This is a genomic window from Oleiphilus sp. HI0123 (genome assembly GCF_001635315.1).
On sequence record NZ_LWGE01001339.1, the window covers coordinates 1 to 3,534 of the forward strand.

General features: G+C 45.7%; 3 protein-coding genes. All 3 read right to left on the bottom strand.

Annotation, left to right across the window (positions count from 1 at the left end; genetic code table 11):
* Window positions 1-545: tRNA pseudouridine(55) synthase TruB (gene truB / locus A3761_RS16665; protein ID WP_082870280.1), on the bottom strand; the 545-nt coding region annotated here is incomplete at its 3' end.
* A gap of 5 nt (window positions 546-550) precedes the next feature.
* Window positions 551-982 carry a 30S ribosome-binding factor RbfA gene (gene rbfA, locus A3761_RS16670; protein WP_068553620.1) on the bottom strand — a complete coding sequence of 144 codons (432 nt, stop codon included), beginning with the start codon at window positions 980-982 and terminating at the stop codon, window positions 551-553.
* A 28-nt stretch (window positions 983-1,010) separates the two neighbouring features.
* A partial coding sequence (gene infB / locus A3761_RS16675) for a translation initiation factor IF-2 (protein ID WP_068750543.1) occupies window positions 1,011-3,534 on the bottom strand: 2,524 nt, incomplete at its 5' end.

The window sequence follows — 3,534 nt, forward strand, 5'->3', positions numbered from 1 at the left end:
GAGCGAATATAAGTACCTTTCGAACATTCGACAGTCAAATCGAGCTGCTTTTCGCGTAACTCATCGAGCTCAAGCCTGAAAATACTAACTGGGCGTGCAGGACGCTCTATCGTGATACCTTTGCGCGCATATTCATATAAGGGGCGACCCTGATGCTTTAGCGCAGAATACATAGATGGCACCTGCTCTATGTCACCTTTAAATTTCTCTAGCAAGCTTAATAAGGGAGCTTCACTGAGTGCAGGCACTTCTTTGATCTCGACCGTTTCGCCATCACTATCACCGGTCGTCCGGATATCTCCTAGAGTCGCGGTTGTGTAATAGCCTTTATTCGCATCAAGTAGATAACGAGAGAACTTGGTTGCCTCACCAAAACAAATTGGTAAAACACCCGTCGCTAGAGGATCAAGACTTCCGGTATGACCTGCTTTTTGAGCACCAAATATCCGCCGAGCTTTTTGCAAGGCAAAATTTGAAGTCATCCCTTGAGGCTTATCAAGCAACAACACCCCGTTTAGCAGGCGTCCTTTTCTTCTACGCGCCAAAGGGACTAGCCTTCGTTATCCGTAGGAGTATTGGAATCTTCATTCCCCTCATCGACAGACAAATCAGCGTCTTTCTTTCGAGCCTGAGAAATAAGATTATCGAGTTGACGGCCGCGTTTAACCGAAGCGTCAAAATGAAAACGTAGTTGCGGGATAGTTCTAAGCTTGATCATACGACCAAGCTCGCTGCGCAAGAACCCTGCTGCTCCGTTAAGTACTTTAATCGTACTTTTTACCTCAGCCGCATCAGCATCCAGATCATCAACTGTGAGTAAGGTAACATAAACATCGGCAAAACCGAGGTCTTTGGCCACCACCACTTGATTCACTGTTACCATGCCAACCCGAGGGTCCTTCATTGAAGAACGAAGCAACTCTGCCAGATCGCGTTGCATTTGATCAGCAATACGATCTGTTCTTTTAAAATCTTGCGCCATTAACTACTTATCCCGCTAATCAAACTAATTACGAATCGAGTGTACGTTCAACAGAGATCTTATCGAAGACCTCAATCTTATCGCCCACTTTTACGTCATAGTTCTTAACACCGATACCACATTCAGTACCTGAACGAACATCATTAACGTCATCCTTAAAGCGACGCAATGATTCTAACTCGCCTTCAAAGATCACGATATCGTCACGCAATACGCGAATCTTCTTATTACGGTAGATCGTACCTTCAAGCACCATACAACCCGCAACCTGACCAAACTTAGGAGACTTAAAGGTGTCACGAACTTCAGCGATGCCGACAATCTCTTCTTTAAACTCAGGAGCTAGCATGCCAGTTAGAGCTTGCTTAACGTGATCAATAATATCGTAGATAACGCTGTAGTAGCGAAGATCCAGACCTTCTTCATCAATAATCTTTCTTGCAGAAGCATCAGCACGAACGTTAAAGCCAACAATTACCGCATTGGTAGTTAAAGCCAGGTTAGCATCAGTACCGGTAATACCACCGACACCACTACCCACGATTCTTACTTGAACTTCTTCATTACCAATGTCATTCAATGATGCCGTCAGCGCCTCCAAAGAACCACGCACGTCAGTTTTCAGAACAACGTTCAAAGTACGAACTTCATCTTGGCCCATATTGCTAAACATGTTCTCAAGCTTAGAAGCCTGTTGACGCTGCAAGCGATCCTTTCGGCTCTTCTCTTCGCGGAACTCAGCTACTTCACGTGCCTTTCGCTCGCTCTCAACAACAACAAACTCGTCACCCGCATCAGGCGTGCCATTAAGACCCAGTATCTCAACTGGAATAGACGGGCCTGCATCTTTAATTGGCTGACCATTTTCATCAAGCATCGCTCGAACGCGACCGTAACACATGCCCGCAATAACGATATCACCACCACGAAGTGTACCGTTCTGTATCAATACTGTTGATACAGCACCACGGCCTTTATCAAGGCTAGATTCCACAACAACACCTTTTGCCGGAACGTTCTTGGCAGCTGTTAACTCTAGAAGCTCAGCTTGAAGCAATACAGCATCAAGCAAAGCATCAATACCTTCACCGGTATGCGCAGAAACGTTTACAAACTGGACATCGCCACCCCAGTCTTCGGGGATAACTTCTTTCGTCGCTAGTTCATTTTTAACACGATCAGGATCTGCTTGCTCTTTATCCATTTTGTTTACCGCAACAACGATCGGCATATTTGCTGATCGCGCATGCTGAATCGCTTCTTCGGTTTGTGGCATCATGCCATCATCGGCTGCTACAACCAGAATAACAATATCAGTACTGCTCGCACCACGTGCACGCATAGCTGTAAAGGCTGCGTGTCCTGGCGTATCCAGGAAGGTGATCATGCCATGACCGGTCTCTACGTGATAAGCACCAATATGCTGTGTAATACCACCTGACTCTCCACTAGCTACTTTCGCTTTACGGATATAATCAAGCAGAGAGGTCTTACCGTGGTCAACGTGACCCATTACACTGATAACTGGCGCACGAGGCGTCTCTTCACCTGCGTAATCGATACTCTCAATCACTTCAGCTTCGATCGCATCTTCAGCAACCAATTTCACTGTATGACCTAACTCCTCAGTAACAAGCACTGCAGTTTCTTGGTCAATAGACTGGTTCTGCGTTGCCATAACGCCCATACCCATCAGTGATTTAATCACAACGGCGCTCTTAACAGACATCTTGTCTGCCAATTCACTTACGATGATTGACTCACCGATATTTACTTCTCTAACCACAGGCGACACCGGTTTCTCGAAAGCATGAGTACGTTTTACTTTCTTCTTTTTAGACTTTAGCTTACGTGGCTGCGGCTCATCTTCATCGATAAGAACATCTAAACTGATTGTTGATAGATCTTCATCTCGCTGACGAGGCGCTCTGTGTCCGGCAGACTTAACATGCTTGCGTTTCGGAGCTTCGTCCTCATCCACAACAGGCACTTTTTCTTTCTTCTTGTGCTTTTTATGCTTTTCGTTTGTTTCAAGCTCAGCAGGCGTCACTGGTACTTCAGCCTTCGGCGCTTTCGCTTCACTTTTCTTAGCATCTTCCGCTTCACGCTTAGCTTCAGCCTCTTTGGCTTCTTGCTCTTTTCGAGCTTTCTCTTCAGCTTCTTTCGCTTCTTGTGCTTTCTTAGCAGCAACTTCTTCGGCTAGTTTAGCTGCTCGTTCTGCCTCTTCTTTCTTCTGCTGTTCAAGCTCTAAAGAGACTTCCGGGCGCTTCACATAGGTACGTTTCTTACGCACCTCAACATTAACTGTTTTTGACTTACCTTGACCCGCTGACATCTTCAAAGTTGATGTCGTCTTGCGCTTCAGTGTGATTTTCTTAGGCTCGTCATTTTCTTCGCCATGACTTTTCTTTAAGAAAGTCAGCAAAGTTTGCTTTTCTTCATCAGTAACAACCGAGCTCTCATCACGAGCAGGTAAACCTGCATCCGCGATTTGCTTTAACAGTCGGTCGACCGGTGCACCTATATCATTTGCCAGTTGTTTGACAGTTACT